Source organism: Mesotoga sp. UBA5557, from assembly GCF_002425715.1.
In the GTDB taxonomy this organism is placed as follows: domain Bacteria; phylum Thermotogota; class Thermotogae; order Petrotogales; family Kosmotogaceae; genus Mesotoga.
Genome location: NZ_DIMV01000076.1, coordinates 26876 through 30586 on the forward strand (window position 1 = coordinate 26876; position 3711 = coordinate 30586).

The following is a 3711-nucleotide window of genomic DNA, read 5'->3' on the forward strand; positions in this document are numbered from 1 at the left end:
ATTCAGAAGCCAGTCTTTGCTTCGCAAAGGCAAGTTCTGCTTCGCGGGCAAAGAATCCGCTTGGGCAGAAAACGCTGTACGCTGTTAAGAGAGAATAAGAGCAGCAGGAAATGATGACGCTTTCAGCGGGAGGCTCAAGACCCCTGGATCCAGGATCAGGTCCGAAATGACTCTGAACAGGAGTCCCAAACAACACATTTACCCAGCAAGGATATTGGAGATAAATAGAACAGATAGGGTGGAAGTGCTGTTCTTGCTGTTCTTTCACTTCTAGAATAGAAGAGCAGATAGTATAGAAGCAGGCTGGAAGCATAAGCAAAACCCAAATGGCGCAGAAAAAGACTTCCTAGGAATTTTCGAAAGTATAGCCTTCTTCGATCAGATCCACACAGACTTTTACCACTAACGGATCGTACAGTCTGCCTGAATTTTCCTTTATCTCATTAAGGGCGAATTCAATTCCCAGGGCCGCCCTGTAGGGTCTGTGGGAGGTTATAGCCTCAACGACATCGGCAACGGCTATTATTTTTGATTCGAGCCTTATTTGATCGTCTTTCAAACTTCCTGGATAACCAGATCCATCGAGTCTTTCGTGATGCTGTAACACTATATCGGCAATGGGCCAGGGAAGATCTATATCCTTGAGTATATTATAGCCATTCTTCGAATGTTCCCTTACTAGTCTGAACTCAATATCGCTCAGCTTTCCTGGTTTGGACAGAATTTCCGTAGGAACTGAGATCTTCCCTATATCGTGAAGTAGACCGGCAACCTTAAGACAGTTGCAAGTCTCATGATCTAGACCCATTTTCTTTCCTATCGCCACGGCCAGATCGCTCACATTTTTCTGATGGCCGGCCGTGTAAGGATCCTTGGCGCTAACAATGTCCGAAGCGGCACGAACAAGTGCTTCGAAAGCTGATTCTAGGCTGCTAGATAGTCGATTTCTTTCTGTTATGTCTTCGCAGATTTCAACAACGCCGGTAATCTTCCCGTCTGCATCCCTAACCGGATAAGCCCTTATGTACAATGCTGTGGCAAACTTGGTAATTATTTCTCCAACTTCCTGAGAGCCCGTGTCAAGAACCTTTTTCAGGATGCAGTTATCGGACTTCTTGCCACGCTGCCAAACATCGACACAGCTCATGCCGACAAGCTTTTCTATGCTTGTTCCAAAAAGCTCTGCCATAGCTCTGTTCGCCCAGATTATGTTAAGATCGGTGTCGTAATAGACTATTATTTCCTTGGTTGTGTTAAGTATGAGTGATTTCTCTTCTTCGGATTTCTTCAGGGCCTCCTGGCTTATGACGAGATCGGTTACGTCTCTGGTGAACCCGATGATGCTCGAATCGTCGAGCCTTACGGCTCTGACATTCCAGTATCTCTTCTCGCCTGTCTTCTTAACGAAGGCAGTAATGCCTTCTGCCACGCCGGCTTCGACAGTCCTCCTGAAATGGTTTTCGGCCTCCAGAAGACTCTCGGGAGCCGCCAACTGTTTGAAGTTCATTTTCAGCAGCTCTTCTCTTGAATAGCCGGTGATTAGACAGGACGCTTCGTTAACATCTGTATAATTGCCTCTTCCATCTGCGACGAATATTCCGTCCGGGGCATTCTCAACATATCTTCTGAACCTGCTCTCCTTTTCTTCAATCATTTGAAGAAATCCGTCTCTTTCGGAGAGAGCCTTGGCTAGCTTCATATTCGAAAAACTCAGTCTCGAGAGCCTTTGTGCAAACTTTGAGTAGAAGGTCATTGCGGTCATGACGGTATCGCGATTCCACCTGGGCACTTTGTCCAGAGCCTCAATATACTCTTTTTCGTTAAAACCGTATCTTCTCGCCTGTTTCCTGAAGACATCGTAATCCACGCTCTCATCTTCCATGAAGAACTGTCCCAAAAATAGATTCCCCATATGGGTATTGCCCACGATTATTGGGGTACTCATATCCCACATATTGTTGGCACATTTGTAGAGCTTAAACGCTCCCGGCTCTATGCCCTTCGAAAGCTCTATATCACTGTAAAGACAGTTCTTGAGAGTCCCAGGATTCACACGGTGATACTTTGTGCATATTTCCTGCCAACCGGTCTCGACGAGGACATTTCCGAGAGTATCGACGATCGCTACTCCAATATTGGTCAGTTTGTAGAAGTCGTTCATGATAGACTGGATAGTCTCGACATCCAGTAGATACTCAAGTTCCATATTCTCAATTTCGCCTTCGGGATCGAGAATCACCTCGAGTTTTTTACTTGCTCTTCTCTCGCTATCCTTCAATCTATCTTCAGCATTCTTTCTTGCAGTTATATCTTCTGAAAAGAGAACAAGACTTTCGACCTGCCCGTTCCTTACGAATACCGGGTATATGGTTGTTTTAAGTACAATTCCATCTCGACGGTCTTCCATTGTCTTCTGGTTTCCTGTTTTCAGAACCTCTTCGATATGGATCTTTCTTACTTCGGCGAGTTCTTGCGGGATGAAATCATACAGATTCTTGCCGATCAGCGTCTCCAGATCAGTACCAAGCCTCTTGGAGAGGGTCTGATTGGCAGTTATAACCTTTCCTGAAGGATCTATCTGAAACAGCGATTCGGTTGGAGCATTTACGAGTGCCTGAAGCAGAAGATTCTTCTCTTCAAGAAGCTTTTCATCTCGCTTCCGCTGTGTTATATCTCTCACAGTGCTTACGACCAGTCTCTCCCTACCGTCTTCAATCAAGACAGAATGTATCTCGACTGGAACAGAACCACAGTCTCTGTAGTAGTGCTGGTCGTTGATCGTTCTAGAAGTACCGACGGCGGCTTTCGACCAGAATTCTCTGAACGATGCTTCTGTAATCTTTGTTTCAATGGTCGACAAGGACTTACCGAGCAGCTCCTCTCTCGAGAAACCGTTATTGTTTGTAACGGCATCGTTTACATAGACTATACTGGCTTCCATGTCGGAAACGAATACCATGTCCACTATATAATTAACAAGATCGGGAAATTGCCTCATAGAACCTCCGGCGACACCTGTCGCTCCCCGGTGTGTACAGAATGGCAAGCCGTTAACGGATTCATCCTCGAGAAAACAAAGCTGAAAGCAAAGGAATGAATCACTGCCAAGCGCGCCGCCACGATTACCATAATTCCAAAAATCCTAACTGCAGTCATTGAGCTTCGCATACACTGTTATCAAACGATTTCTGAAAAGAAGTGTGCTTTACATAAATGTTATCTAAGTTAATTTAATAATAATCGCACTCAAAATATAGTTACATATCTATTATAAACTTGTTTCCTTAGATAGGTGTGACTTTTAGTGACGAAAGGACGGGCTTTTTCCACACATTATTGAGTAAGAGTTTGAATGCCTTCAATGTAAGCATCAAATGAACATCTCCCACACTTAATTTCCTAGATCATTTCGATAAGAGAGAAACCGAGAAAAAGTCTCGACGAGATCTTCGCTTCGATAAATGAAGTGAAGACTGGGTAATCGTATTCTTTTATATAGATACAGATACCCCTATGTGATACGAATAATCCAAAAGGAGTACAATTTGAAACGCGCTTCAAAGAGCACACTCCCCACCGCAAGCGGTCCCCCCCCCGCTCAAGCGGGGATTTAATATCAAGAGCAGAAGAGCGGTTCATCGTTGACACTCCGTGTCCGGGTTCTTGATCATCAGCTCCAAGTTCCAAGATGCAAGTTGAATAAGAAAATGG

General features: G+C 44.7%; 1 protein-coding gene. It reads right to left on the bottom strand.

Translation table 11 applies throughout. The features are described 5' to 3' along the window. Positions 1–346: 346 nt before the first annotated feature. On the bottom strand, positions 347–2998 hold the full coding sequence (locus B3157_RS10860) for a PAS domain S-box protein (RefSeq protein WP_292590468.1): 2652 nt from the start codon (positions 2996–2998) through the stop codon (positions 347–349). Positions 2999–3711: the final 713 nt, after the last annotated feature.